The sequence below is a fragment of the Roseiflexus sp. RS-1 genome, from assembly GCF_000016665.1.
GTDB lineage: Bacteria > Chloroflexota > Chloroflexia > Chloroflexales > Roseiflexaceae > Roseiflexus.
Genome location: NC_009523.1, coordinates 3,172,230 through 3,199,178 on the forward strand (window position 1 = coordinate 3,172,230; position 26,949 = coordinate 3,199,178).

The window sequence follows — 26,949 nt, forward strand, 5'->3', positions numbered from 1 at the left end:
CAACATCCCTCCGCGTGCTCCGCGTCTCCGCGTGCATCGGACCGGCTCACGCGGAGTAACTGTGTTGCTTGTCAAGGGGCGCTCGTATGCACAGCCGGATCCCAGGGCTTTTGCTGACGCAATATTGCGCCGAGAATAGTCAGCAGCTTGCGCATCGCAGCGACGATGGCGACCTTGCGCGGCTTGCCAGCTTGACACAGGCGCTGATCGAAGGCGCGCCTGACCAGACGGCGCCGCGTGGCCGCCAGGGTCGCCATGTACAACACGCTGCGCACATCCCTCCTGCCGCCGGAGCTATGCCGGGGTTTGTGCTGTGCGCCGCTCTGATTGGCATACGGCGCAACGCCCACAACGGCCGCCGCTTCCTTGCGATTGATGGTCCCCAGTTCGGGCAGGCGGAGCAGCAGGTTCCGTGCGGTGATCGCGCCGATGCCGGGCACGCTTTCGCGCAGCTCCCGTTTCCGGCGCACCTCGTCGGTGCGCTCCGCCTCGTTGTCGCGTTCCTGCTCAAGCGCACGGATCTCCTGATCCAGCCAATCAATATGCTTCTGGATGCCCGGGCGGAGGTTCGGCGCGGCAGCCGTCAACCGATTGATCTCAGCCGTCCGCATCTGAATCACCTGCTCCCGCCGGACCAGCAGGTCGCGCAAGGATGCGCGCTGCTCGTCCGTCGCTTGGTGGTGCGGCGGGCGCACCCGTTCGGCAAAGCGGGCGAGCAACCGGGCATCCAGGCGGTCGGTCTTCGCCTGGCGTCCTTCCGCGTGCGCCAGGGCGCGCACGCGGCGTGGCTGCACCCGCGCCGTCGGCACGCCAGCCTGGAGCAGTTGGGCGAACACCATGCGCTCCAGCCCGCCGGTCGCCTCCAGCACAATCAGGGTCGGCTGCAGGCGCTGGAGTCGCGTGACCAGGAGCTGGACACCTTCGTCGGTAGACGGTATCGTCTCGAGTGGCGCGTGCGGGTCGGCGCCAAACGCCACATCCAGCGTCTGTTTGGAGACATCAATGCCGATAAAGAGCGACTCACGGGAAGCCATACACAGAACCTCCTGAGGAAAACGGCGCCAGCCTTGCTAGCATATGCGGGTTTGAGGGCCCAGATAACTGTTCGGCTTGGTCGCGTTGAAGGACACGGCTACCCAACACTCCGCGGCGATCTCGTGAACCTGGCGCAGAACGGTATACCGTGTCCCGTTAGATTATACTAGGCGCGGAGAGCGCGCGCAGGTCTTGCAAGGTCTGTCAGACGAGGCTGCACCCGTCGCTGGAAACGAGCGCTTCACGTGCCACCTCGAGGCGGCGCCGTGGGGGGCACGGCATGCCGTGCCCCCACACCCGTCGCTGGAAGTGGGCGCCTCGCGCAACGCGGCAGACCCGGACGAGGGTCAACGTATTTGAGAACTGCTATAAACCGCTCTACCGAACGAGCCGTGGAGCTGAAGCCCTCGGCTATGCAATGCGAAGCCCACCTGTGCGGGCAAGAGCGGAATAATTACTCTTACTCAAAGACCATCAGCCCGCCAGAGGCACTCTCCTGTCGATTATCGTCTATCGGCTATTCCTCAGCCCCACGGCAAGCTCTCTTATCGGCTATCAGCTATCGGCTATCGGCTATCAGCTATCGGCTATCGGCTATCGGCTATTTATTTCGGCATGGGTCTGGGCAGACATCCGGTTTGTGCCGTCCGTCACATTGCGTCTCGTAACTTGCTGTGATACACTAAGGGTGCATAAAACGTTAAGAATGCATCGCTCCGCAACGAACGCACCGCCCTGCGCTCGACGGGGAAGAGTATGTCGACAAAACGCACAGCGCCGCGTAAGGTGACAATCAGCCAGATCGCAAAAGAAGCCGGCGTTTCAAAAACGGCGGTATCTTTTGCGTTCAACGATCCGTCGCAACTCTCGCCTGCTACGGTTAACCACATTCGTGCTATTGCCGAACGGTTGGGCTATTCGCCCGATCCGATTGCGCGCAGTATGACGACGCGCCGGACTAATGCGCTCGGCGTGTTGCTGCCGCTGGACATTGCGGCGACGATGGCAAATCCCTTCTTCCCGCTGTTTCTGCGTGGCGTCGGTGCAGTGTGCGGCGCTACGGGAATGACATTGATGCTGGTGCCGCCGTTGTGGGGTTCGATGCTCAAGGCTATTCCGCACGCAACCGTCGATGGTTTCATCGTAATCGGGCTGGAAATTGACCGTGGCGAAGTGCAGCAACTGCGACGGCGGCGCGTGCCTTTCGTGATGGTTGACGGCGACGCCCCGGAGGACATTCCCGCAATCAACGTCGATGACCGCCGGGGTGCGCGCGCCGCGATAATGCACATCCTGAGCCTCGGTCACCGCCGGATCGGGATCGTCTCGCTGGAGTCCTGGCATCATCGCTATGAGGATTTTACCGGCACGCTCGCAGCCCGCTTCGCCGGGTATCGCGAAGGGCTGGCGGAGTATGGTCGCACAATCGACGATCCCGATATTCAGGTGGTGACGGTTTCGACCAGTCGCGCGGGCGGGGTTGAGGCATTCACCCGCCTCTGGCGCTCTGAGTCACCGCCGACCGCGATTGTGGCGATGAGTGATATTACAGCGCTGGGTGTGCTCGAAGCGGCGAAGGCGCACGGAGTGCGCGTACCGGATGAACTTTCGATTGTGGGATTCGATGACCTGCCGGAAGCCGCATATGCAACACCGCCCCTGACGACGGTGCACCAACCGATTGAAGAGAAGGGACGACTCGCGGCGGAGATGCTGGTGGCGGCGCTTGATGATGAGGAGAGTGAGCCGGTCCACCATCTTCTGCCCACTGAATTGCTCGTGCGCGGTTCAACCTGCGCACCGGTCTGGTCTGCTCAACCTGTGTCCACCTAGAAAGGGATTCTCATGTTCATCCTCGGCGTGCTCATCGCAATAGGCGCGGCAGTGGCATTCGCTGCGCTCGGTCTGGCGACACTGTTCGGCGGCGCCCGTTCGACGAGCGAACAGATCATTCCCGGCTTCGCTCCCGACCGACCGGGAAGCGCTGAGCGCACGCTGACTCTTATTGCCGTGTGGGTTCCGGTGGTTGTTGTGACAATCTTCGGCGTCTACGCGGCATACCGGATCATTGAGATGGTCATTCAGGCGCTGGCGTAGGCTGCTGTTTCGCCAGGTCGAGCGCCTGGCGCAGCGCCGCCTCGTAGATCGGGTCGTGGTGCGCCAGGCGCAGTTCGTCCGCGATAAGCGTTGCTGCGTCGAGCGTCGGCAGATGCACAGCGCGCTCGATGGGCGTCAGGTCGTCGATAATGGCGCAGGCTACGAGATGACTCCCCGTCGCGCTGCGAGTCACAGTAAACCGGGCATCAGTCGTTTCCAATGCCGCCGACACCAGATCGTCGGCGGTTTCTGTTGCAACTTCCACCCGCTCGATCCGCACCGATCCGCCATCAGGTCGTGACAGAACAGCGCCGGTATGGTGCACCTTGGACGGGCGCCAGTCGAGACGCGCGGCAATCCAACCGACGAGCAACAGCGCGGCAGTCGCTCCACGCGGAACGTGCGAAATCGTGACGCGCTCAATCGATCGCAGACGCCGGAGCGCAGGCGGTGCATCGAACAGTTGCGCAATCTGTTCCCGCCACGGGGTCAGACGCCCCCACACAAAGTCGCCCACCGCGACTCCCGCATCGATCAACGACCGCACTGCGTGCAGCGTGTCCACTCCCCCAGGCATCCGCGCCGTGTCCAGGATCAGACGATCCGCGACGGGTTGCAGATTCGCCAGCAGCGCATGGTCGGGGAGACGGTCGAGTGTCCACCACAGAACCACCGGCACATCCGGTTCCAGCAGTGAGAGCACAATCCCCGGAATGTACGGACCGGCGGCGCGTGGCGCCATAATCGTAATCTGCTCACCACACACCTGTGGACGACCCGGCGGCGCAAGCGTGCAGTGCGCCTGCACCCAGGCTTCCAGTCGCGGTTGAGGCGCAGTCGCGTCGTCATCGCCGTCAAGCGCCGCCACGATAGCTCGATGAGGTCGCAGCGCCGTCAGTCGCGCAATGATATTGGTGACAGGTGCAACATGGGCAGCGTCGGTCAGGACGACCAGATTGAAGACACACGCGCGCATGAGTGCGACGCCGCCCGTCTGTTCGGTCTTCGTCGCTGCACTCCACAGGCGCGCCAGTTCGCGCTCGATGGCGCCAGCATCGACCTGAGTCAATCGCATCGAGGGTGTGGTGAATAGATCGGTCACAACCGCCTCCATTTCGCCCCGGCGGACGCGATCAGATCATCGGCGCGCGCGGGTCCCCAACTCCCTGCGCTGTAATTGGGGAACGCTGGCGGCGGCGCTGCCGCCCACCCCTCGAGCACCGGATCGAGCAACGACCACATGGCTTCAACCTCGTCGCTCCGGATGAACAGCGTCGAGTCGCCCAGCAGGGCATCCAGCAGCAATCTTTCATACGCTTCGGGAGACTCGACGCCGAATGCTGCGTTATAGCGAAAGTTCATCATGACCGGACGGATGATGTTCGACTGACCGGGAACTTTGGACGCGAACCGCAGCGAGATCCCTTCATCTGGCTGGATGTTGATCGCCAGCACATTCGGCTCGATGCCGCTGAGAGGACCATTTTCGAACAGCATGAGCGGCGCCATTTTGAATTGAATAGCAATCTCACTGACACGTTTGGGCAACCGTTTACCGGTGCGCAAAAAGAATGGCACCCCTGCCCAGCGCCAGCTCTCGATGTACAACCGCAGCGCCACAAACGTCTCGGTATGCGAATCGGGAGCGACCCCCGGCTCTTCACGATACCCCGGCACAGGCACGCCGCCAACCGCTCCGGCGCCGTACTGCCCGCGCACCGTCGCCTGCTCGACCTCCGTCGGCTCTATCGGACGAACTGCGCGCAACACTTTGACCTTCTCATCCCGCACTGCATCGGCGCGGTATCCAACGGGCGGCTCCATCGCGGTCAACGAGAGCAGTTGCAACAAATGGTTCTGCACCATATCGCGCAGGGCGCCGGTGCGGTCGTAGTAACCGCCGCGACCTTCGACGCCGACGCTTTCGGCAACGGTGATCTGCACATGATCGACGTAGCGGCGATTCCAGAGCGGCTCGAAAATACCGTTGGCAAAGCGAAACACCAGGATATTCTGAACGGTCTCCTTGCCCAGGTAGTGATCGATCCGATAGATCTGCCGTTCCTCGAACACCTGATGCACCACGCGGTCGAGCGCCTTTGCACTCTCCAGATCCGACCCAAACGGTTTCTCGATGATGATGCGCGTCCATCCGCCGTTCGGCGAGCGGTTCAGACCGGCTTCACCCAATCGCTGCACGATTTCGGCATACGACTCAGGCGGCGTCGCCAGGTAGAAGAGGCGGTTACCGCCTGTGCCCCGCGCAGCATCGAGTTGATCGAGGCGACCGGCAAGCGCCATATATCCCTGCGGGTCGTCGAACGCCGAACGAATGTAGAAACAACCGGCAGCGAAGCCCTGCCACAACGCATCATCGATACCAGCGCGCGCATGCTGGCGCGCGCTCTGCAACAACGACTCGCGAAAATAGTCGTCGCTCCAGTCGCGCCGGGCAAACCCTACGACGCTGAATCCCGGCGGAAGCAACCGTTCTCGCTGAAGTTGATACAGCGCCGGGATGAGTTTCCGATGGGTCAGATCGCCCGTCGCGCCAAAGATGACCACCGTGCATGGCGGCGGTGTGCGTTGCATCCGTATGCCCGAACGCAACGGATTGACGGTGAGTGCAGGCGTGTTCATCCTCTCGTTCCTGTGATGTGTTTATGGCTCGATAGTCGGCGTTGGCGCTGCCGGTTCACGGAAGGGACGCGGTCGATCAGGCAACGATCCGCGCAGGATCTGACCGCCATTGACCATGTAGATCACCGGTCGACTGCCGCTCTCATCGACAAAGATGCTGAGCAACTGATCGAGCGCGAGCGGACCATCGGGCGGAGCGCTGATCTGCTGAACAAACTCGCCAGTCTGCTTGTCGATCTGAATGATACGCCCGTTGAAACTATCGACCAGAAAGATCGAGCCGCTATCGGGCGGACCGGTGACAAAAAAGCGGGTCGCGGTCACCAGCGGCGGACGTATCTGAGGAGCAGGGATTTCTCGCTCAAATGCGCGCTCTCCGGCGCTATTGGTTGCAAAGATCAACACGCGACCGTCGGGCAGCAGAAGATTGATCTTGCCATCGACTGCCAGATCGATGGCGCTTTCTACCTCGCGTCCACCGTCATTCTGAATCCAGGGGAGAGGAAAAGCGCCATACTCGCCGCTCAGGTAGCGCAGGACATTGTTGCGCGAAGCGCCGAGGACGTACAGGTTCCCTTCGTAGTTGACCGCGCGAAAACGCGCACCGACGCGCCCCCATTCCTCACTTCCCGCCAGAATGCTGTATCGCCATTCATTGCCGCTGCGAAAATAGAATGTGAACGGACCACTCTCGCCGCTCTGCGCCACCGCCACAATATTATCGATGCGCCAGGCTGTGGCGCGCACACGCCCGACGCTCAGCGGTCCAATCGTATCTTCAGGGCGGAGGAACGGCTGCGCCACGCCGCCGGTGCGTGACGCCCGATACAGAACGCCCGCATTTGCATCAAGCATATAGATGGCGCCGAACGATTCGGTATCGGTCACAGTGCGGGGCGGCGGCGGCACAACCACAGTATCGAACAGCCCACCCGGCAACGGATGGCGCGTGACTTCGGTCAAATCCTCGAAGTAGGTTTGTTTTTGCACGGCTGCCAGCGCCCTGACATACTCACGCATCAACTCATCGTAGCGCTGGCGATTTGCCGTCGTTGCCGTAATCACTTCCGAACTGCGCAGCGCAGCCAGCGCTTCTTCGGCTGCGATCAGGCGTTCCTGCGCGGTTGCTTCATCGTGTGCATCACGAATCGCAGCGACCGACTGTTCGGCTTCGGTCAGCGCATTATCCGCTTCACGCAGTGCATTCTCGCGGCTCAGGGTCATGCCGTACAGAATGAGCAGACTGATGAGCGAGACCAGCAGCAGCAACAGCGCCCACGGAAAAGGCGGACTCTGCCGCCGGTAACTGAGACCGGCAGGACGGTACTGACGCGGCAATGCGCGTGGCGGCGCAGACGGGCGCGGGCGCACACGCCGGACGATCGCATCGCTGAAGCGCGTGAACGGGCTTGCCAGTCGCTCGAATGCGCCTGAAGACGGTGACGGTCGTCCTGTCGCTCTTCCCATCCGTCGTCGCTGCGCAAATGTGATTTCTACTGGAGCATCGCCCAGATCGAGCACCCGTTCTGGCGCTGGCGTGTCGCGAAACGACACTTCTCCCAGCAATGCACTGGGAGTCATTGGCGCTGGCGAGGGTGGGCGTCCGATTGCCGGTGCGGAGCGATGGTTCGTATCCGGGCGCAGCGGCTCGCCAGGATCGAGTGGTCGCGGAACCGGCGGCGGATCGGGTGAGTAGGGCGGTTCTTCATAGGGGCGTTCCAGGCGCGCCTCTTCCTCTGCCAGGCGGGCGCGGGCAACTTCGCGTCGCTTGCGCGCTTCACGCTCCGCCGGACCGCGCACCAGCCAGACCAGATCGGCGCTGGCGCGCGCAAAGCGGGCTGCTATCCCGCTGAGCGCCAGTTTCGTCCGCTCATTGACGCCGGCTGCGCTGAATGGCGACGCCTGAGCAGCGGGACTCAACCGCGCAAAGGTCATGGCAACGATGCCATGCGCGTCGGTAACCTGGTGATGGCGACACAGCGCCGTGATCGCTGCAACTGCATCGTCCGGCTCCGGCGACCGGAGCAGGCGAGTGACTTCTTCGCGCGAGAAAAGGTCGGACAGATTGCTGGTGCAGATAATAACGCCATCGCCGGGGCGCAAAACAGCGCGGTACAGGTCTGGTTCGACGGTGAGGCTTGCGCCGAGTGCGCGTGAGCGGAAGAGCGTTGCTGTTCCGCCCCAGGCGACATTCATCGGCAGGGCGCGCAACCGTCCCTCTGCCATCACATACGCCTGCGCTGGCGCGACCTGCGCAATGAACAGGTCACGATCCTTCATGACGGCACACGTCAGACCCACGACAGCGCGTTTTTGCGGCGGTGCATTGAAGTTCTGCTGGTACAGCACGCGATTGGCAGCCAGGATCGCCTTGCGCAACGAAGATGTCACCGAGAACGACGGATCCTCGTAGAACACCCTGCGGATCGTGCGCATGACGAGCAGGCAGGCGTCGCGCCCGCGTGACACATCCTGGTCGGCTTCGACCACGATATGCAGTTGCCCCTTGCGTGCTTCAGGGGCAAAGGGGTTGGACGGCGCGGCTATGAGCGTCAGGTCGCTCCCTGACTGTGGAATGCCGCTCACCAGTCCGAACGGACTGGATCGTGTGACGTTCCCGGACATGAAATCTCTTCTCTGCTTCAATCCGTACTGAATTATAGCACGCAAAATTGATACAGAACCTGACCGGGAGTTGCGCTCTATGGCTCGAGCAATCTGGAATGGCGTCGTCATCGCAGAAAGCGATGCGACCATCGTCGTCGAAGGGAACCACTACTTTCCGCCGGAGTCGGTCAAGCAGGAGTATCTGCGCGAAAGCGCCACACATACGGTATGTAGCTGGAAAGGGGTTGCGAGTTACTACGATGTGGTCGTCAACGATGCGGTGAACCGCGACGCTGCGTGGTACTACCCGGAACCGAAGGAAGGCGCACGCCGGATTGCCGGGTATATCGCCTTCTGGCGCGGCGTGAAAGTTGAAGCCTGAGCATCGCCTGTCCCGACGTTGCCGGTGGAACGTGTGCGATGCTCCTCTACGAGAAAAACACACCACAGAGACGCCAGGCGCGAAGCGTTTTTCATCGATCGCTCGCTGCGTGCTCTGCGCCACTCTGTGGTGAAATGACCTCTTCGCAGGAGACTCAAATAATTATTGTGTGCACTTCGCGCGGTCCGTGGACACCGAGCGTCAGAGTCAGTTCGATGTCAGCCGTGCGACTCGGACCGGTGATCAGGGTGAGAGCGCTGGCATCGGCAAACACATCGCCATACGTCTGTTTGATGCGCTCAATCGCTTCACCCAACCCGCGCACGAACTGATCCCGACGCACAACGGCGATAAACACTGGCGCGAGCAGCGATGCCATCCGCGGTCGTCCGGCGCCGCTGTGAATGACCAGGGTTGCGCTCTCGGCAATCGCTACATCGACCCCGGAGATACATACCGGTGCGCGCTCGTGCGCCTGCAACAGCGCCGCGCGCTGCTCCGACACACCTGCAACCTGTCCATCAAGACAGGTCACCCCGCGCTGCTGGAGCAGTTCAGCGAGACCAGGCAGATTGATCCGCTCGAAGTCCCATGCAATAACTTCCCGCGCCTGATGCTGCTGAAGCACATCGGCGATGACCTCCAGCGCCGCTTCGTCATCGGCGCAGAAATGCGGGTATGCCTGGAGTTTCGTCAGTTCGGCGGCGAACTGTTGCGCCAGGTCATCGTGGGTGACGGGATGGACGAAGGGAGGTGGGGTGTGCGGCGCGCGCGCCGATTCGGTGTCCAGAAACGGGCGGGTGGTGCGCAACCCGGCGCGGATGCGCTCAATGATGCGTTCGCGGCTGTTGTTCATACCTGTGCTCGCTATCGAAAGGAAACAATGTGTGCAATACCATTATAGAATAGATCAGGTTTCGTATGCGTTTCATCATAGCGATACCGGATGCGGCGTGATAGAATGCAACGATGAGAAGTGCAGTCGCGCTGTCGCCGGAGGGTTTTGCTATGAGACGCCTGATCGCCGCCTTCACCCACGTTAACGCGCGCTCCCCCGATAAACGACGACGCGGACGTATTCTGGTCACCATCTGTTTTGGCGTTGTGGCGCTTTTGCTGAGTGTCGGCATGGGATTGACCCTGATGCAACCGTCTGTCGGGCGGTTTGTCAATCTGGGGCTTGCCGTGCTGGTGTTTACTGTGGCGGGAGTGTTGGGACGCAAGGGATTCGTTGGCGTCGGAGCGTATGTGCTGATTGTCGTCAGCATCATTGGTGCGATCAGTGGTGTGATTCTTAATCCTACATCACCGTTCAATACGTTCTATCTCATTGTCAGCGTGTTGCTCGCCAGCGTTCTTCTCCCTCCGCGTCAGATCTGGATCGTGCTCGGCGTCTGTCTGGCAGCGCTTGCGGGTGTTGTGACAGTGGTTCCTCCTGAGATCCGCGCCGCTTCCAGGCTCAACCTGGCGGCTGCGAACCTGACCGTCCTGCTGATCGTCAGCGCGTTTATTTCCTTCATTGGATCGCAGAGCCTTTCGGAGGCGCTGGCAGCGGCGGACGACGCCCGTCAGCGCGCCGAGGAAGCGAACCGGCAACTTGAGATTGCCAATGCGACGCTGGAGTCGCGGGTCGAAGAACGAACGGCGGAGTTGCGCCGTCTCACCGATGAGCAGCAGGCAGCTCTCGCCCGCCTGGAAGAGAGCCTCGAGGCGCAGCAGCGCCTGAACCAGATGATCGCAGAACTTGCGGCGCCGGTCATTCCTGTCACCGACGACACGCTCATTATCCCGCTGATCGGCAACATCGACAGCGCCCGGGTGTACCACCTGCTCAACTCGGCGCTTCAATCGATCGAGCAGACCCGCGCTCGCACCCTGATCATCGACATTACCGGCGTGGCAGTCATTGACAGTCACGTTGCCGCTGCGCTGGTGCAGGTGGCGGAGGCGGCTCGTCTGATGGGCGCCGAAACCATTCTTGCCGGGATTCGCCCCGAAGTTGCGCAGACGCTCATCGGGCTTGGCGCGTCACTGGCGGGGCTGCGCACTGCGGCGACATTGCAGGCGGCGTTGAAACCCAGCCGAAACGGCAGATAGCGTCGATTCTGTATCATGTGGTTACATCAATTAACTATATCGGTAAGGTGGCACATATATCCGGCAGCAAGTTGATGCGCCGTAGGAGCGCAGCGGCGCTGCGCCCCTGCAACGCCCGATCACCGGGTTCGATACGATCCCAGGTAGCGTTGAACCAGGCTCAGCCCAAACTCGTTCTGGAGCATGGTGCGTGCGCCTTCGGCGGTCGCTTCAAGCGCGCGCCCGGTCTGACGACAGATGGCGTCCGCCAGGAATTGGGGTAGCGGCTCCTGGAGCGCCCCCAGGCGGAGCGCTGCGCGGAATGTCGCCAGCACCGCCCCAAGCGGCTCGCGGGCGATCAGGGCGGACGGCAGTTCGATGCGGTAGGCTGGCGCAGCAGCGTCGGGGCGGTAGTAGATGACGTACAACTGACCATACGCCTGTTCGATGACAGCCCGGCGTTCGGCAAAATCCTTCAGACGCGGCGAACGATACCCGGTCAGTAAATGGGGGCGATCACGGCGGATGAGCGGCACCGGCAGCGTATACTCCCCCGGTTCCAGCACCGTGCTCCACAACGTCCGGTCGGTTACCGTCCCTGAGAGATGCGGCGCGAGTTGCGCCACGTCGTCGGCGGCGGTCGCCAGTTTGGGATGGGCGATGACTCGACGGGAAGAAAGCACCGCGCGCCAGTCTTCGTCGGCAAAAAACGCGGTCAGCATATCGTCGAATGGCGTCCACCACGCCGCCATGCGCCCACGACGGGCATCCTGCGCGTGACGCACCAGCAGACGGTTGATCTCCAGCAGCACCGAATAGAATGACCCATCGAGAATGAAGAGGCCGCTGGTTGTAGCACGGATGCGCTTTGCCAGCAGGCGCAGTTCCATCACCGTGCGTGCGCCGCCGATGATCGTCTCCAGTTCTTCGACCGGCGGCATCAACTGCACCAGCACGTCCTGATCGGTCAGTGTAGCGTCCTCGACCGCAACCGCAGCAATTGCGGCGAACGTTGCACCAGCAGCCGGCACCATCGCGTGGGCGCCATCGACGGCGCACAGGCGGCGCACCGGTCCGTCCGGTGCAGGATGAATGCGGCGCGCCAGCGCACCCCGCAAACGGTCACGATCCCCTTCAAGCTGAATCAGTGTGGCGCGGCACGCCCCGACGCAGGCGTTGATTGCGCTCAGGACCGCAGCCGGAAGGTCGGCAGTGGTGAGCGAGGGTTTGACTGGAGAAGGCGTGGTCATAAGCGTTGCCGGGCGCAGGCTTGCGCTTCAGTCATCTTCCTGGCGGGGCGGACACATCCACGTCGCTGTCGGGGCGGAAGTCGTCCCGCAGGGCCGAGCCGAAGATCGCGAGTTCTCTGATCCCCCAGCGCTGGCAGAAGGCGGCGATCTCGTCATGCGGGATGTCGATCTTGAGCGGCATACCGGCAACTTCTCTATAACGCAGGATGTGGTGTGCATTGTAGAGCAAACGTGCCATGATTGCAACGTTACCGGGTCACAGCAACCTTTCCAGGCATGATCTTTCGACAGATCAAGACGCCGTTCGACTATACCGAACATCGATCTGGAAGTCCGGCGGGATTGGTGGTAGCCTTAAGCCATCACGACAACTTCATCTCAACCAATCGTCTCCGCGCACATCATTTCGTCTACGCAATGAATGAACGTAAGGAGGTGGCACAGTGCCGCGAGGCAGGCGGCTACGGCTGGTATTCCCTTTCCACTGAACGGCGTCAATGGAGATAGTGCGAGCAAAGGGAGGTCAACGAATGACCGTCGAAACAGTAGAGCGAACGACACTGCCCCTCACCGGCGAGGAGTATCTGGAAAGTCTGCGGGATGGGCGCGAAATCTGGATCTATGGCGAGCGAGTCAAAGATATCACCACCCATCCGGCGTTCCGCAACGCAACCCGTATGGTTGCCCGCCTCTACGATGCACTGCATGACCCTGAGAAGCAGGCGGTGCTGACCTGTCCGACCGATACCGGCAACGGCGGCTTTACGCACAAGTTTTTCCGCGCGTCGCGCAGCGCGGAGGAATTGGTTGGCGCACGCGATGCAATTGCCGAGTGGGCGCGGTTGACGTATGGCTGGATGGGGCGCAGTCCTGATTACAAAGCCGCCTTTCTGGCGACGCTCGGCGCGAATGCGGAGTTCTACACCCCCTATCAGGAAAATGCACGCCGCTGGTACCGCGAGTCGCAGGAGCGAGTGCTCTACTTCAACCATGCGATTGTCAACCCGCCGATTGATCGCAACCGCTCCCCGGATGAAGTCCGTGACGTGTACATGCACGTCGAGCGCGAGACCGATGCCGGATTGATCGTCAGCGGCGCCAAGGTGGTCGCCACCGGCTCGGCGCTGACCCACTACAATTTCATTGCCCACTACGGTCCACTGCCGATCAAGAGCAAAGAGTTCGCCCTGATCTTCATCGTGCCGATGGATGCGCCGGGCGTCAAACTGATCGCCCGCCCGTCGTATGAGATGGCGGCGGAGGTGATGGGCAGCCCATTCGATTATCCGCTTTCGAGTCGCCTCGATGAGAATGACTCGGTGATGGTCTTCGACCAGGTGCTGATCCCCTGGGAGAATGTCTTTGTCTACGGCGATGTTGAGAAGGTGAATGCCTTCTTCCCGCTCTCCGGCTTTATTCCGCGCTTCACGTTCCACGGCTGCACCCGCATGGCGGTGAAACTCGACTTTATCGCCGGTCTGTTCCTGAAGGCGATCGACGCAACAGGGGCGAAGGATTTTCGCGGCGTTCAGGCGCGCGTCGGCGAGGTGCTTGCCTGGCGGAACCTGTTCTGGGCGATCAGCGACGCCATGGCGCGCACGCCGATTCCCTGGAACGAGGGGGCGGTGCTGCCGAATCTGGATTACGGTCTGGCGTATCGCGTCTTCGCCACCGTCGCGTATCCGCGCATCAAGGAACTGATCGAGAATGATGTCGCCAGCGCGCTCATCTATCTCAACTCGCACGCCGTCGATTTCAAGACGCCGGAAATACGCGGCTACCTGGATAAGTATCTGCGCGGGTCGAACGGCTACTCGTCGCTGGATCGCGTCAAACTGATGAAGTTGTTGTGGGATGCGATCGGTTCGGAGTTTGGCGGACGGCACGAACTCTATGAGCGGAACTATGCCGGCAACCACGAGAACATTCGCCTGGAAGTGTTGCTGACGGCGATGGCAACCGGCGCTGCCGATCGCTACAAAGGATTCGCCGATCAGTGTCTCAACGAGTACGATCTCGACGGCTGGACGGTTCCCGATCTGATCAACCCCGACGATGTGAATATCGTGATGCAACGGTTCGGCGCCAGACAGTAGGAGTTCCTGCAAAGAAGGAGGACAGACCATGACTGACCACAAAGAACCGATCTTTGATGTCGCGCAACTGGCGCACGTCGAAATCCTCACGCCAAAACTGAACGACACCCTCTGGTTCTTCAAAGATCTGCTGGGTCTCGAAGAGACGGAGCGCTCCGGGAAGTCAGTCTATTTGCGCGCGTATGAGGATTATTACCATCACAGCCTGAAGGTTACCGAGGCGGATCAGCCCGGTTTGGGGCATGTCGCTTGGCGGGTGACGTCGCCGCAGGCGCTCGAGCGCCGGGTGCAGGCGATTGAAGCGGTTGGTCTGGGGCGCGGGTGGATCGATGGCGATCATGGGCATGGGCGCGCCTATCAGTTCACCACCCCCGATGGGCATATGATGGAACTGTTCTGGGATGTGGAGTATTTCCAGGCGCCCGAAACGATGCGCACGGAACTGCTCAATCGTCCGCAGAAACGCCCGCTGCGCGGCGTGCCGGTGCGCCGGATCGATCACGTCAACCTGCTGTGCCAGAACGTCACGCCCAACAAGCAGTTCCTGATGGATCAACTCGGTTTTCGCCTGCGCGAGCACATTATTCTGAACGATGGCTCCGAAGCCGGCGCCTGGCTCAGCGTCAGCCCGCTCGTTCACGAGATAGCGACCATGCGTGACGCAACCGGCGCGAAGGGTCGCCTGCACCACATCTGCTACTGGTACGGCATTCCGCAGCACCTCTCAGACATTGCCGACGTGTTCTCCGATTACGGTATTACAATTGAAGCCGGACCGGGCAAGCACGGGATCAGTCAGGCGCTCTTCATGTATGTGTTCGAGCCGGGCGGCAACCGCGTCGAACTGTTCGGCGACGCTGGCTACCTGATCTTCGATCCGGACTGGAAGCCGATCACCTGGCACGAGTCGAACCTGGCGAAGGGCATCATCTGGTTCGGTTCGCCGCTGCCTGCCGAGTATTTCATGTACGGCACGCCGCCGGTGCAGAAGGAGTCGCAGGAGCGCGCCGAGGAGGAGCTGGTCGGGGCGAATTGATCCCCCTGACGAAGGTGATGGTTCCATCGGATGTCGGGGCGCCCCCCGTGGGCGCCCGGATGTCGGGGCGCCTCTTGTGGACGCCTCCTGCGAGTCCCCGAATATGACCGTCACCAGAATGTGTACGCAACCAACAGGAACAAAGGTGTACCTGCCATGCTCCAGACACTCCAGAAAGCCGTCGAAGTTCTGAGTCTCTTCTCACCGACGCATCCTGAGTGGACGGTCGGTGACATCGCTCGCGCGCTTGAACAGCCAAAATCGAGCACCTCGGAGTTGTTGAGCAGCATGGCGGGACAGGGATTACTGCGCCGCACCGGTCCAGGACGGTACCGTCTGGGGTGGCGGTTGCTCGAATTCGGTCAGACCCTGCTCAAGACGACCGAGTTCCGCGCCGAGGCGCGCCAGGTGATGGAAGAGGTTGTGGCGCGTTGGGGCGAAACGATGCACCTTGCAGTTCTGGAGAACGGTCAGGTCATCTACATTGAAAAACTCGAAGGAACGCATGCGGTTCACATTTCGCTTTCGGGGGTCGGTGCGCGTCTGCCGGCGCACTGTAGCGGCGTTGGCAAAGTGTTGCTCGCGCATGCGCCGTGGAGCGAGGTCGCGCAGATCCTCGAACAGCAGGGCATGCAAGCATTCACGCCCAACACCATCACCACCCCGGAAGAACTGGCACGCGAACTGGATCAGGTGCGGCAACGCGGCTATGCGTGCGATCAGGAAGAAATTTCGATCGGTCTGTGTTGCGTTGCCGCGCCGATCTACAACTTTGAAGGGCGTGTGATCGCAGCGATGAGCATTTCGCTGCCGACGCATCGCTTCCAGGCGCAGCGCGCCGGTTATGTTGCACTCATTGTAGAGGCGGCTCAGCGTGTCTCCGAAAACCTGGGCTACCACAGAGGAATGCCTCGATGGGCGATGAAACGATAAAGGTTGCCATCCTCGGATCCGGCAATATCGGAACCGACCTCATGTACAAACTGCTCGATCACCCCGGTTCAATGGAACTTGTGCTGCTGGCAGGGATCGATCCGCACTCCGAAGGATTGGCGCGCGCGCGCAGCCTCGGAGTGGCGACCAGCGATCAGGGTATCGCAGCAGTGCTGGAACGACCAGAGATCCAGATCGTTTTCGATGCGACCAGCGCAAAAGCGCACGTTCGCCATGCGAAACTGTTGCATGAAACCGGGCGGATTGCGATTGACCTGACGCCCGCTGCGCGCGGACCCTACGTTGTGCCGCCGGTCAATCTCACGCAGCACCTCGATGCGCTGAATGTCAACCTGATCACCTGCGGCGGTCAGGCGACGATTCCGCTCGTCTATGCCGTGAGCCGTGTGACGCCGGTATGCTATGCCGAGATCGTCAGTACGGTCGCCAGTCGTTCTGCAGGACCAGGCACACGCCAGAATATCGATGAGTTCACCTTTACCACCGCGCACGGTCTGGAGGTTATCGGCGGCGCGCAGCAGGGGAAGGCGATCATCATCCTCAACCCGGCGGAACCGCCGATCCTGATGCGGAACACGGTCTATGCCATCCCGGCAGGCGATTTCGATCCGGCGCAGGTGCGCGATTCCATCGAGGCGATAGTCGCTGAGGTGCAGCAGTATGTACCGGGATACCGGCTCACGAACCCGCCGGTCTTCAATATGCGCGAAACGCCATGGGGACGGAAGCCGGTGGTGACGGCGCTGCTGGAAGTCGAGGGGGCGGGACACTTTCTGCCGACCTATGCGGGGAACCTGGACATTATGACCGCTTCGGCGCGCCGGGTTGGCGAGGTGTTCGCACAACAATTGCTGAGTCGTCGGGAGGTGCTCGTATGAACGCGCCGCGCCTGACCGATACGACCCTCCGTGATGGATCGCACGCACTGGCGCATACCTTTACCCGTCAGCAGGTGCGTGATATTGTTCGCGCGCTGGATCGCGCCGGTGTGCCGGTGATCGAAGTGACCCACGGCGATGGGTTGGCCGGTTCATCGCTCCAGTACGGTTTTTCGCGCGTGCCGGACCTCGACCTGATTGCCGAGGCGCGTGAGACGGCGGAACGGGCGCGTATTGCCGCGTTACTCCTCCCCGGCATTGGCACGCGCCGCGAACTGAGGGCCGCCGTCGAACGCGGCGTTCAGGTACTGCGGATCGCAACCCAGTGCACAGAAGCGGATATCAGCGAAGAGCACTTCAAAATGGCGAAAGACATGGGGCTGGAGACAGTCGGCTTTCTGATGATGTCGCATATGAGACCTCCTGAATTCCTTGCAGAACAGGCGCGTCTGATGGAGTCGTATGGCGCCGATTGCGTCTACGTGGTGGACTCGGCGGGCGCCATGCTGCCGCATGATGCGGCGGCGCGCGTCCAGGCGCTCAAGGCGGCGCTCACGGTGCAGGTCGGTTTCCATGCCCACAACAATCTGGGGTTGGGGATCGGCAACACCCTGGCGGCGCTGGAAGCAGGCGCAGACCAGATTGATGGATGTCTGCGGGGGTTGGGCGCCGGTGCGGGCAACGCCGCCACCGAGGTGCTGGCGGCGGTGCTCGACCGGCTGGGGATCAACCCTGGTCTCGATGTGCTGGCGCTCATGGACGCTGCCGAGTATGTGGTGGCGCCGATCATGCCATTTCAGCCCTTCCCCGACCGCGATGCAATCACGATCGGGTATGCCGGGGTCTACTCGACCTTTCTGCTGCATGCCAGGCGGATCGGAGAACAGTTGGGCGTCGATCCGCGCGCCATCCTGATTGAACTGGGACGGCGTCAGACGGTTGCCGGGCAGGAAGACTGGATTCTTGATGTGGCGCTCGAACTGGTGCGCCAGCAGCAGACCACGCCAGTATGAACCTCTGGAGAAATGCATGACCGCACCAACCGACATCGCACCTGTCGCGTCTGTTCCGTTCGACTCGCGCCAGTTCCGCGCGACGATGGGCAAATTCGCTACCGGTGTCACGATTGTAACCACATACCACGAAGGGCAGTCGCACGGCATGACGGCAAACTCGTTTCTGTCGGTGTCGCTCGACCCGCCGCTGGTGCTGGTATCGGTCGCCACGCGCGCTCGCCTGCACGCGCTGCTGGCGCCGGGTTGTCATTATGGCGTCAGCGTCCTGGCGGATGACCAGGAGGCGCTGAGTCGTCACTTCGCCGGGCGTCCAATCGAAGGGCTGCACATTCCTTTCGTCTGGAAGCATGGCGTTCCGCTGATCGACAACGCACTGGCGCATGTCGTTGCGCGGGTGGTCGATGCGCATCCGGCAGGCGATCACACCCTGTACATCGGTCAGGTCGAGTATCTTTCGAGCCGTGATGGACCGCCGCTGCTCTTCTTTGCCGGAAAGTACGGGCGGATGGAGACGATCAGTGACGCCGGGGCGGAAGGTCCTTTCTGGTATCTCTGGTAGCAGGAGCGTCTCATGCTGGTATTGCGGGTAACGATGGTCGAAGGGCGAACGGCGGAGCAGCGCGCGACGCTGATGCAGCGTCTTTCGGAGTGCGCCGCGCGCCACTTCGACCTGCCCCTGGAAGAAGTTCGCCTGGTGATCTATGAAATCCCAAAGACGCACTGGGGCGTTGGTGGGCGGTCACTGGCGGAGCGTGAGGGAGCAAGTCATGGAACTGAGCGCTGATGCGCTGGCGTTGCTGGAAGATGTGCGCCAGGCGCGCGCGAGTCGGCGCACGATTGTCAGTCGCGGCGGTGCGCGTGGTGTCGATCTTGCGGCGGCGTATGCGATCCAGGCGGCACTGGGCGAAGGATTGCCGGTCAAAGGGTACAAACTGGGGTTGCTCAGCCCGGCGAAGCAGGCGCAGATGGGCATCGATTCTCCGATCTACGGGCGAATCTATCCCGCGATGATGCTTGAAAGTCCGGTGCGTCTCACTCGTTTCATTCAGCCGCACGTTGAGCCGGAACTTGCGGCGGTGCTGCGCGCGCCGGTGATGCCGGATGCCACCCCCGGCGCAGCGGCAGCCGCGATTGGCGGATGGTTTTTGGGCGTCGATCTGCTCGATAGTGTGTGGGAAGGGTACCGCTTCAGCGCCGCCGAAGTCGTTGCCGATAACAGTTCAGGCGGCGGATTTCTGATCGGCGGGCGCCTGATCGACCAGCAACCCAACGGCGTCCTGCGTCTCTATCTCAATGGAACGCTGCGCGCCGAAGGCGATCTGCGGGCGCTTGGCGATCTGCACGAGCGCCTGTGCTGGCTGGCCACAATGGTCGGCGGGTTGAGCGCCGGGCAGGTGGTGTTCTTCGGTTCGCCGGCTGCCGCGACGCCTGCCGAACCGGGGGCGCTGGAAGTTATCGGACCAGGCGCAGACTGCCTGATTGCTCGATTGGAGGCTGAGTGATGGATCATCCATCGTTTCATGTGCAACACTATATCGATGGCGCGTTCGTCGAAGGAACACGCCGCTTCGAGATTTTTTATCCCGCGACGAACCAGGTGATCGGCAGTGCGCCGGAGGGTCGGGAGGAAGAGGTCGACGCGGCTGTGCAGGCGGCGACGCGGGCGTTTGCATCGTGGGGGCGCGCCAGCGCCGCCGAGCGGCGGCGTGTGCTGCGGGCGTTTGCCGATGCCATTCGCGCGCACACTGCGGAGCTCGAACTGATCGAAACCTGGGATGTCGGCAGACCGATCCGCGAGAATCGCGCCGGGTATGTGCAGCGCCTCGCCGCCAATATCGAGTTCTTCGCCGATGTTGCCGTGACCCACGGCAGTGAAGCGTACCCGATGGATAGCGGCTACATCAACTACGTGCTGCGTCACCCGGTTGGCGTGGCGGCGCTGATCACCCCCTGGAACGTGCCGATGCTCCAGGCGACCTGGAAGATCGGACCGGCGCTCGCCTTTGGCAACACTGTCGTGCTCAAACCTGCCGAGTTCACTCCGATCGGCGCATGGAAACTGGCGCAGATTGCGCACAGCGCCGGTCTGCCGCCAGGAGTTCTCAACGTCGTCCACGGGTTCGGTCCTGAGTCGGCGGGGGCGTTGCTGACGCAGCATCCGGGGGTGCATCTCATCTCATTTACGGGTGAAAGCGGCACCGGCAAGACGATCATGGGCGTGGCGGCGCGCACATTGAAGCGTCTGTCGTTCGAGTTGGGCGGCAAAGGCGCAAATATCATTTTTGCCGACGCCGACCTGGATCGGGCCGTGGCGATCAGTTTGCGGTCGTCGTTCTTCAACCAGGGCGAGTTCTGCCTGGCCGGTCCGCGTCTGCTCGTCGAGCGCCCGATCTACGACCGGTTTTTGCAGCGCTTCATTGCCGCCACGCAACAGTTGCGCGTCGGCGATCCTATGGATCCGGAGACGACGGTGGGGGCGCTGATTGCGCCGGAGCATCTCCAGCGCGTCAGCAGTTATATCGACATTGCGCGCGGTACGCAGGCGGAGATTGTGCTGGGCGGCGACCGCCCCAATCTGCCCGCGCCCTTCAACCGTGGCAACTTCCTCAATCCAACGATCATCGTCGGCGTTCAGCCGCAGGATCGCGTGTGCCAGGAAGAAATCTTCGGTCCGGTCGTCACAGTTGCGCCATTCGATGGCGAAGACGAAGCCATTGCCATCGCCAACGGCGTGGCGTATGGTCTCTCGGCGGTTGTGCAGACGCGCGACGTAGGGCGCGCCGTGCGCGTCGCTGGCGCCATCGATGCGGGGACTGTCTGGGTCAACGACTTCTTCGTGCGTGATCTGCGCGTTCCATTCGGCGGCATGAAGCAGAGCGGCATTGGGCGCGAAGGCGGGCATTACAGCCTGGAGTTCTTCACGGAGGCGAAGACGGTATGCCTGAGCAATCAGTAGGCGGCATGGACATCGAAGCGGTAGCGCGGCGACTCGATGCCGCCTGGGAGCAGCGCCAGCCGATCGCGCCGCTGAGCGAGAGCATGGTATTGACGGCTGACCAGGCATATGCCGTGCAGACGCGCTGGACGGAACTGCGCCAGGCGCGCGGCGAGCGCGTCGTCGGGCGCAAAATCGGGTTGACCAGCCGCGCCATCCAGCAGCAACTGGGGGTCAACGAGCCGGACTACGGCAGTTTGTGGGAGTCGCGCTATTTCCCGGCGGTCGATGGGCGTGTCGATGTGCCAGCAGATCTGTTTGTGCAGGCGCGTGTCGAGGGTGAACTTGCCTTTCTCATCGGGCGCTCGTTGCGTGAACCGGGCGTGACCCTTCAGGATGTCCTGGCGGCGACCGAGGCGGTTGCTGCCGCCATCGAAATCGTGGACAGCCGGATCGCCGACTGGCGCATCAAACTGGTGGATACCGTGGCGGACAACGCATCGTATGGCGGATTTACGCTGGGACCCTGGAGCCGCGCCATGCGCAACGTCGATCTGCGCACGGTGGGTATGCTGCTGCACCACAATGGCGAACCTGTGGTTCAGGGGATCGGTGCGGCGGCGCTGGGGCACCCGGCGCGCGCGGTTGCGTGGCTGGCGAATAAACTGATCTCATTCGGGGTGAGTCTCGAACCCGGCGATATTGTGCTGTCTGGTTCGCTCGGTCCCGCCATCCCGATTCGCGCGGGCGATGTATTCACCCTTGAAATGCACGGACAACCGCCGTTGAGCATGCGATTCGTTGAGGAGAAGATGGGCAATGCCACTCCTTGAAGTTCTCTACGCCAGCGACGAACCATTGTCGCTGGAGCGCAAACGCGCATTTGCGCGCGAAGCAGTCGCCATCTTTCACGAGGTGTTGGGGACGCCGCCGGGCAGGCTGCGCCTGGTCATTCATCACCTGAAGCCGGACGACAGCCTGGGATTGCTCGAAGATGGCGACGCGGGTGAGGCGCCGCAAGGAACGGACCGGTGAGTGTAATATCAAATCTGGTAGAACGCACTGTACGTTCCACCAGTATTCGTTCACCATCCGCGCTGTTTGCCACGGAGCGAGGGCGAGACGCGCGTACTTATGCGGGCGAGACGTCCGCGCACCCAGGCGGCGCTTGGGCGAGCGAGACCCGCGCACCTGGTTGTCACTTATGCGGGCGAGACGCCCGCGCACCCAGGCGGCGCTTGGGCGGGCGAGACCCGCGCACCTGGTTGTCACTTATGCGGGCGAGACGCCCGCGCACCCAGGCGGCGCTTGGGCGGGCGCGACGCGCGGGGGCCGATGTGTAAACGACCTGCGCGCCGCTTTCCAAGACGCCCCAGGGCGCTGCGCGCGGGAGCCGATGACCGCGCGTTGTCGAACATGGGGGGCACGGCATGCCGTGCCCCTCTCATTCGTCATCGAAACGACGATATGTTGCGCTCCGGCAGGAATGCACCCTCTTGTTCCCCTCATTCTCGAGGATTTGGCGAAGACCTGTCGTTGTCTGAAAGTCTGCCGTCTGAATCTATGTTGGCGCGCCTGCCTGACTCCCACTGTGATAGAATTGCATGTCTGTATCCGGGAACCGGATATGATGAGCACTGATCATCGTTGAGAGGAGGCGACAGTATGCGTCTGGCAGGCAGGCGAATCGCCATTCTGCTGGCTGAAGGAGTGGAAGACCTTGAGTTTTACGTTCCGCTGATGCGGTTGCAGGAAGAAGGCGCCGAGGTGGTGGCGGCTGGTCTCGACATGCGCCCGGTGCGCGGGAAGAACGGGCTTGAGATCACGCCCACCGCCACTGTTGCAGACCTGCGCGCTGATGATCTCTTCGCGCTGGTGATCCCCGGCGGATGGGCGCCGGATAAACTGCGCCGCTATCCGGCAGTGACCGATCTGGTGCGGGCGATGGACGAAGCCGGCAAGGTGATCGGGATTATCTGTCATGGCGGCTCGGTCGCCATCTCGGCGGGGATTGTCCGTGGTCGACCGGCGACCGGTTCAACCGGCATCAAGGATGATCTGATCAATGCCGGGGCCACCTGGGTCGATGCAGCAGCCTTGCGTGATGGGCATCTGGTCTGGGGGCGAGTGGTCGCCGATATTCCCGCTTTCTGTCGCGAGTTGGTGGCAGCATTGGTGGAACGGGCGTGATGATGTGGATCATCCACTCGTCGGTGATAAAGGTGGCAGACAGGACGTTCTATTAACGATAGATACTACCAGTTTCATTGATAAGCGGCTCACCTGCGTTCCGAGAATCGCTCATGGCATCGATCCCGCCTTCTTTTCGCATTATTCTCCTGGGTGATATTCGCTTCGAGGTTGCAGAGGCACATACGGTTTTGCCACAGCGCGAGAGTTTGCGCCGCCTGGCAGTGCACCTGGCGCTCCAACCTCGTCAGCCGCTTGCGCGCAAACAACTGGCGTTCACCCTCTGGCCCGACGATGATCCCGCCAGTGCACTGGCAAACCTGCGCCGTCATCTGCATCTGTTGCGCACGCTCCTGCCGCCTGTCGCCCGTGAGTGGCTGGTTGTTTCGAGCCAGCACGTTGTCTGGAATGCTCCGCCTGACTGCTATGTCGATGTGCATGCGTTCGAGCGCGAATGGGCGACTGTGCAGGACATGGAGGCTGCCGCCGGACTCTATCGTGGTGAACTGGCGCCGGGCATCGACACCGACGACGATATTCTCGTTCGACGTGAGGAGTTGCGGCAGCGCTACCTGGCGCTGCTGCGATCACTGGCGCACGCCTGGATGGAGCGCGGCGATTGGGATCGCGCCGGGCGGTGGGCGCGCCGGTTGGTGACGCACGAGCCGTGGGACGAAGACGCAGTGCGCCTGGCGATGACTGCTATGGCGCGTGCGGGCAACCGCACTGCAGCGCTCGACATGTACCAGACGCTGGCGCGCGATCTGCAACGTGAGTTGCACGTCCAACCGGCGCCGGAGACGACTGCGCTCTACCACGACATCCTGCACCGCCGCCTGACGTGTGCCGCGCAGCCTGATCGTTCAACAGTTCCCGTGTTTATCGGCCGCGCCGATGAACTCCGCCAGTTGACCGATCTGATGCGCAGCGCCGTGCAGGGGCAGGGACGAATCGTGTTCGTCTCAGGTCAGCCCGGCGTGGGCAAAACATCGCTGGTGCAGGAGGCGATCCGGAGGTTTGTCGATCTGAACAAAGCGCAACCGGTGCATGTGTTCTACGGGTATTGTCAACCAATGAGCAATGCCCGCGATGACCGCCCGTATGCACCGTGGCGACATATCCTGACCGCAGCGGCGACACACCTTGCCCAAAGCGCGGGGAGCGCCGCAGAGTGGCTCAGTCGCCTGTTGCCGCTCGTCCCTGATCTGGCGGCGCTGCGTCCTGAACTGATCGCGTCGTCTCAACCGGATGCCGCCGCGCTGTGTTCCGCCATACGCCGGAGTGTGCAGGCGCTTGCGCTGCGCCGACCACTGTTTCTGATCATCGAGGATGTGCACTGGATCGATACCTGGTCGCTCGATGCGCTGATCGATCTGGCTGATGTCTGTCTCTCGCTCCCGCTGCTGATCATTGTCACCCACCGATCCGGTTTCATGATGCCCTCGTTGCTGTCCGCCAAACGAACCCTGCGCCGTCAGCGTTGCGCGTTCGACCTCCATGTCCAGCCACTCACGCCGTCTGAAGCCAACCGCTTGCTGGAACAGGCGCTCGGAAGCGCCATTGATGCCGCGACGCTCGAAGAGATCAGGCGCTATGCTGGCGGTATACCACTCTTTTTGCGCGAGGCGATTGACAGTCTGCGCGAATCGCAGCAGCAGCGTCTGTCGAAGGAAAAGGGTCTGGCAGGATTGCGTGATTCGCTCAGGCTGCGACTGCGCGATATTGGCGAGCGCAACCGTCATATGCTGGAAGCGGCGGCTATCCTGGGTTTCTCGTTCGCCGATGACGAATTGCGGCACATGCTCAACTGGTTGCCATCGGCGTACGCATCGGCGCTGGACGACCTGATCGCCCGCCGGTTGTTGATCGATACGGTCACTCACGGCAGCGATGAGTACACGTTTTCGCACCATCTTATCCATCATCTGATTCTGAGCGACATTCCTGCCGAACGAGCCGCCCACCTCCATGAACAGGCTGCCCGCAGTCTGGAGATGGTTCATGCTGGTCGGAGCGGATACGCTGCCAGGATCGCTACGCATTACGAGACGGCAGGGTGTGCGCTTGCAGCAGCGCGTTTCTGGATGGTGCATGCCCGCGAGAGCACCGATCTGGCGGCATTCGATCAGGCATTGAAGTCCGTTGCGCACGCCGAATCGCTGCTGGCGGGAACGAGTCGTGAGGTGCGCGAAGTGCAGGCGCAGGCTGCCGTGCAACGCGGGGTGATTGCACTGCATCGGGGCGAGACGGCGTCGGCGCTCAGTTTGTTGCAGCACGCAATCGAGCGGAGTCGTGCGTTTCCTTCGCTCTATATGTACGCGCTGGTCACCCATGCCTACGCGCTCTCCACCCGCGATCACGCTGAAGAAGCGTATGCAACCGCGTCGCAGGCGCTCGAACTGGCAACGCTGTTGCACGACACCGCCAGCATCGTGCGCGCGCTCAATATTCGCGGCGTCAGCGCCCTGATGCTTGGTCGGGTGCATGACGCCATCGAGGACTTGCAGCATGCCTGCGCCAGCATTGATCAGATGCGTCAGGATGATGCCGATCTCCGCAGTGTGGTCGCACAGACGACGCAAAGCCTGAATCATCTCGGAACGGCGCTGGTCTTCGCGCAGGAGTACACACAGGCGCGCAAGATACTCGATCAGACGGTTGCGATGGCGCAGCACAGCGGTCTGCGCCGATTAGAAGCGGCTGCGCTGACCATGATCGGTCAGATGACGCTCAACTGCGGTCGCTACGACGACGCGGTTCAGATCTATACCCGATCAATCGACGTGGCAGGCGAGTCGTACAAACCCGGTATGTGGGGGAAATATGCCGGGCGTGGCTGGGCATATGTGAGAATGGGCGAATGCGCCGCAGCCCGTCAGGATTTCACACTGGGTTTACAGGTCGCAGAACAGGTGAACAGCCAGTACGGGACGCTGCTGATGCAGACCTACCTGACCTTCGTCGATCTTGCGCAGGGGCGCATGCCCGCAATGTCACTGACGCACCTGGCAGCGCTCGCCAGTGACGCTCAGATTCATCCGGTCGTGTATATCGCCAGTCTGCTGGCGGGTCATCTCTGGCGTCTGCTGGGGGATCCACACCGGGCGATGGAAATGCACGAACGCGCATTACAGGCGGCATACGCGGCAAACGTGCCTTCATTTGTGCTGCACGCCCGCGCCCAGCAGGTCTGCGACCAGTTGCTGGCTGCGCCCGACGCCGCTGGATTTGCCGGGGCGGATGCGATCATCGAGCAGGCGCGGTGCGCCGATGAACGCCCGATCCAATCGCTCGGATGGCTGGCGCGCGCTGGCGGTCTCTTTCGGCTCGGCCAGATCGATGAAGCCGTACTGTCGGTGGAGAAGGGTGTGATCATGGCGCGCGCCTGCCCCGATCAACCGCTGATCGGCGAGGGATTGGCGCTGCTGACGCAAATCCGGGCTGCCTCCGATCGCTCTGCGGCATACAACGCAGAACTGGCTGAAGCGCGGTTGATCGCTGAACGATACTTTGCCCCGCTCGCCATCCCCCTGACTATGCCGCAGGCGCATGCATTGCGCAGGATGTGCCTGGAAGTTCTCCTCCCGTCAAGCGCGCAATGCGTATCTGCCAGCAATCAACCGGCAGTCATTAACGTTTCCCGGAAACGCCGCGCAATGTCGTAATTCGGCGTCATTGCGACAGGGGCGCCCCTTTCCAGGGATTCTGGCACGTCCCTGCGCTGCCGCATCCGTCTCAGGCATCAGGGCGCCCGCAC

General features: G+C 61.9%; 23 protein-coding genes and 1 pseudogene. 17 read left to right on the plus strand and 7 right to left on the minus strand.

The genetic code is table 11. From position 1 onward, the window contains the following. Positions 1–71: 71 nt before the first annotated feature. The gene (locus tag ROSERS_RS13200) at positions 72–1,034 is read right to left on the minus strand and encodes an IS110 family transposase (protein WP_011957278.1); all 963 of its coding nucleotides are present in this window, start codon (positions 1,032–1,034) and stop codon (positions 72–74) included. A 757-nt stretch (positions 1,035–1,791) separates the two neighbouring features. Between ROSERS_RS13200 and ROSERS_RS13205 the strand changes: the two genes are divergently transcribed. Together ROSERS_RS13205 and ROSERS_RS13210 are read left to right on the plus strand one after the other, a co-directional pair. Beyond that, on the plus strand, positions 1,792–2,868 hold the full coding sequence (locus ROSERS_RS13205) for a LacI family DNA-binding transcriptional regulator (RefSeq protein ID WP_011957279.1): 1,077 nt from the start codon (positions 1,792–1,794) through the stop codon (positions 2,866–2,868). A gap of 12 nt (positions 2,869–2,880) precedes the next feature. Further along, positions 2,881–3,132: a hypothetical protein gene (locus ROSERS_RS13210; RefSeq protein WP_011957280.1), complete on the plus strand. Its 252-nt coding sequence runs from the start codon at positions 2,881–2,883 to the stop codon at positions 3,130–3,132. On the opposite strand, the gene ROSERS_RS13215 is transcribed toward ROSERS_RS13210, so the two are convergent. The 3 genes from ROSERS_RS13215 to ROSERS_RS13225 are packed head-to-tail and all read right to left on the minus strand — an operon-like array spanning position 3,113 to position 8,397. Then, positions 3,113–4,234, minus strand: a complete 1,122-nt coding sequence (locus tag ROSERS_RS13215; protein ID WP_157041083.1) for a glucose-6-phosphate dehydrogenase assembly protein OpcA — start codon at positions 4,232–4,234, stop codon at positions 3,113–3,115. The two genes, ROSERS_RS13210 and ROSERS_RS13215, sit on opposite strands and share 20 nt — an antisense overlap. Continuing rightward, positions 4,231–5,772 carry a glucose-6-phosphate dehydrogenase gene (gene zwf, locus ROSERS_RS13220; RefSeq protein WP_011957282.1) on the minus strand — a complete coding sequence of 514 codons (1,542 nt, stop codon included), beginning with the start codon at positions 5,770–5,772 and terminating at the stop codon, positions 4,231–4,233. Before zwf ends, ROSERS_RS13215 begins: the two co-directional genes overlap by 4 nt. A 21-nt stretch (positions 5,773–5,793) precedes the next feature. After that, positions 5,794–8,397: a hypothetical protein gene (locus tag ROSERS_RS13225; RefSeq protein ID WP_011957283.1), complete on the minus strand. Its 2,604-nt coding sequence runs from the start codon at positions 8,395–8,397 to the stop codon at positions 5,794–5,796. Positions 8,398–8,476: 79 nt separating this feature from the next. On the opposite strand from ROSERS_RS13225, the gene ROSERS_RS13230 reads away from it, so the two are divergent. Beyond that, complete coding sequence (locus tag ROSERS_RS13230) at positions 8,477–8,761, plus strand: DUF427 domain-containing protein (protein WP_011957284.1); 285 nt, start codon at positions 8,477–8,479, stop codon at positions 8,759–8,761. A 154-nt stretch (positions 8,762–8,915) separates the two neighbouring features. Here ROSERS_RS13230 and ROSERS_RS13235 read toward each other — a convergent pair whose 3' ends face one another. Further along, positions 8,916–9,617 carry a LutC/YkgG family protein gene (locus tag ROSERS_RS13235; RefSeq protein WP_011957285.1) on the minus strand — a complete coding sequence of 234 codons (702 nt, stop codon included), beginning with the start codon at positions 9,615–9,617 and terminating at the stop codon, positions 8,916–8,918. A 152-nt stretch (positions 9,618–9,769) separates the two neighbouring features. Between ROSERS_RS13235 and ROSERS_RS13240 the strand changes: the two genes are divergently transcribed. Then, positions 9,770–10,858, plus strand: coding sequence for an STAS domain-containing protein (locus ROSERS_RS13240; protein WP_011957286.1), 1,089 nt, complete (start codon positions 9,770–9,772; stop codon positions 10,856–10,858). Positions 10,859–10,977: 119 nt separating this feature from the next. Here the strand turns inward: ROSERS_RS13240 and ROSERS_RS13245 are convergent, their stop codons facing one another. Next, a complete protein-coding gene (locus tag ROSERS_RS13245; RefSeq protein WP_011957287.1) occupies positions 10,978–12,087 on the minus strand; it encodes a DNA double-strand break repair nuclease NurA in 1,110 nt (369 codons plus the stop codon). A gap of 52 nt (positions 12,088–12,139) precedes the next feature. Beyond that, positions 12,140–12,268, minus strand: a pseudogene (locus ROSERS_RS27420) (nucleotidyltransferase family protein); the annotation flags it as partial. Positions 12,269–12,617: 349 nt separating this feature from the next. On the opposite strand from ROSERS_RS27420, the gene ROSERS_RS13255 reads away from it, so the two are divergent. From ROSERS_RS13255 to ROSERS_RS13315, 13 genes are all read left to right on the plus strand, one after another. Further along, positions 12,618–14,183: a 4-hydroxyphenylacetate 3-hydroxylase N-terminal domain-containing protein gene (locus ROSERS_RS13255; RefSeq protein WP_011957289.1), complete on the plus strand. Its 1,566-nt coding sequence runs from the start codon at positions 12,618–12,620 to the stop codon at positions 14,181–14,183. A gap of 28 nt (positions 14,184–14,211) precedes the next feature. Continuing rightward, entirely contained in the window at positions 14,212–15,219 is a 1,008-nt protein-coding gene (locus ROSERS_RS13260; RefSeq protein WP_011957290.1) for a catechol 2,3-dioxygenase, read from the plus strand. Between the two features lie 156 nt (positions 15,220–15,375). Beyond that, positions 15,376–16,152, plus strand: coding sequence for an IclR family transcriptional regulator (locus ROSERS_RS13265; RefSeq protein ID WP_011957291.1), 777 nt, complete (start codon positions 15,376–15,378; stop codon positions 16,150–16,152). Beyond that, positions 16,134–17,051 carry an acetaldehyde dehydrogenase (acetylating) gene (locus tag ROSERS_RS13270; protein ID WP_011957292.1) on the plus strand — a complete coding sequence of 306 codons (918 nt, stop codon included), beginning with the start codon at positions 16,134–16,136 and terminating at the stop codon, positions 17,049–17,051. Before ROSERS_RS13265 ends, ROSERS_RS13270 begins: the two co-directional genes overlap by 19 nt. Further along, complete coding sequence (gene dmpG, locus ROSERS_RS13275) at positions 17,048–18,064, plus strand: 4-hydroxy-2-oxovalerate aldolase (RefSeq protein ID WP_011957293.1); 1,017 nt, start codon at positions 17,048–17,050, stop codon at positions 18,062–18,064. The genes ROSERS_RS13270 and dmpG overlap by 4 nt, the downstream gene beginning before the upstream one ends. Positions 18,065–18,080: 16 nt before the next feature. After that, a complete protein-coding gene (locus ROSERS_RS13280) occupies positions 18,081–18,626 on the plus strand; it encodes a flavin reductase family protein (protein ID WP_011957294.1) in 546 nt (181 codons plus the stop codon). Positions 18,627–18,638: 12 nt separating this feature from the next. Continuing rightward, positions 18,639–18,851, plus strand: coding sequence for a tautomerase family protein (locus ROSERS_RS13285; RefSeq protein WP_011957295.1), 213 nt, complete (start codon positions 18,639–18,641; stop codon positions 18,849–18,851). Further along, complete coding sequence (locus tag ROSERS_RS13290; RefSeq protein ID WP_011957296.1) at positions 18,835–19,569, plus strand: 2-keto-4-pentenoate hydratase; 735 nt, start codon at positions 18,835–18,837, stop codon at positions 19,567–19,569. Before ROSERS_RS13285 ends, ROSERS_RS13290 begins: the two co-directional genes overlap by 17 nt. Then, the gene (locus ROSERS_RS13295) at positions 19,569–21,023 is read left to right on the plus strand and encodes an aldehyde dehydrogenase (protein ID WP_011957297.1); all 1,455 of its coding nucleotides are present in this window, start codon (positions 19,569–19,571) and stop codon (positions 21,021–21,023) included. The genes ROSERS_RS13290 and ROSERS_RS13295 overlap by 1 nt, the downstream gene beginning before the upstream one ends. After that, positions 21,005–21,835, plus strand: coding sequence for a 2-keto-4-pentenoate hydratase (locus ROSERS_RS13300; protein ID WP_011957298.1), 831 nt, complete (start codon positions 21,005–21,007; stop codon positions 21,833–21,835). The genes ROSERS_RS13295 and ROSERS_RS13300 overlap by 19 nt, the downstream gene beginning before the upstream one ends. Then, complete coding sequence (locus ROSERS_RS13305; protein ID WP_011957299.1) at positions 21,822–22,037, plus strand: tautomerase family protein; 216 nt, start codon at positions 21,822–21,824, stop codon at positions 22,035–22,037. The genes ROSERS_RS13300 and ROSERS_RS13305 overlap by 14 nt, the downstream gene beginning before the upstream one ends. A gap of 630 nt (positions 22,038–22,667) precedes the next feature. After that, entirely contained in the window at positions 22,668–23,192 is a 525-nt protein-coding gene (locus ROSERS_RS13310) for a type 1 glutamine amidotransferase domain-containing protein (protein ID WP_011957300.1), read from the plus strand. A 113-nt stretch (positions 23,193–23,305) separates the two neighbouring features. Next, positions 23,306–26,857 carry an ATP-binding protein gene (locus ROSERS_RS13315; protein WP_011957301.1) on the plus strand — a complete coding sequence of 1,184 codons (3,552 nt, stop codon included), beginning with the start codon at positions 23,306–23,308 and terminating at the stop codon, positions 26,855–26,857. Positions 26,858–26,949 lie beyond the last annotated feature (92 nt).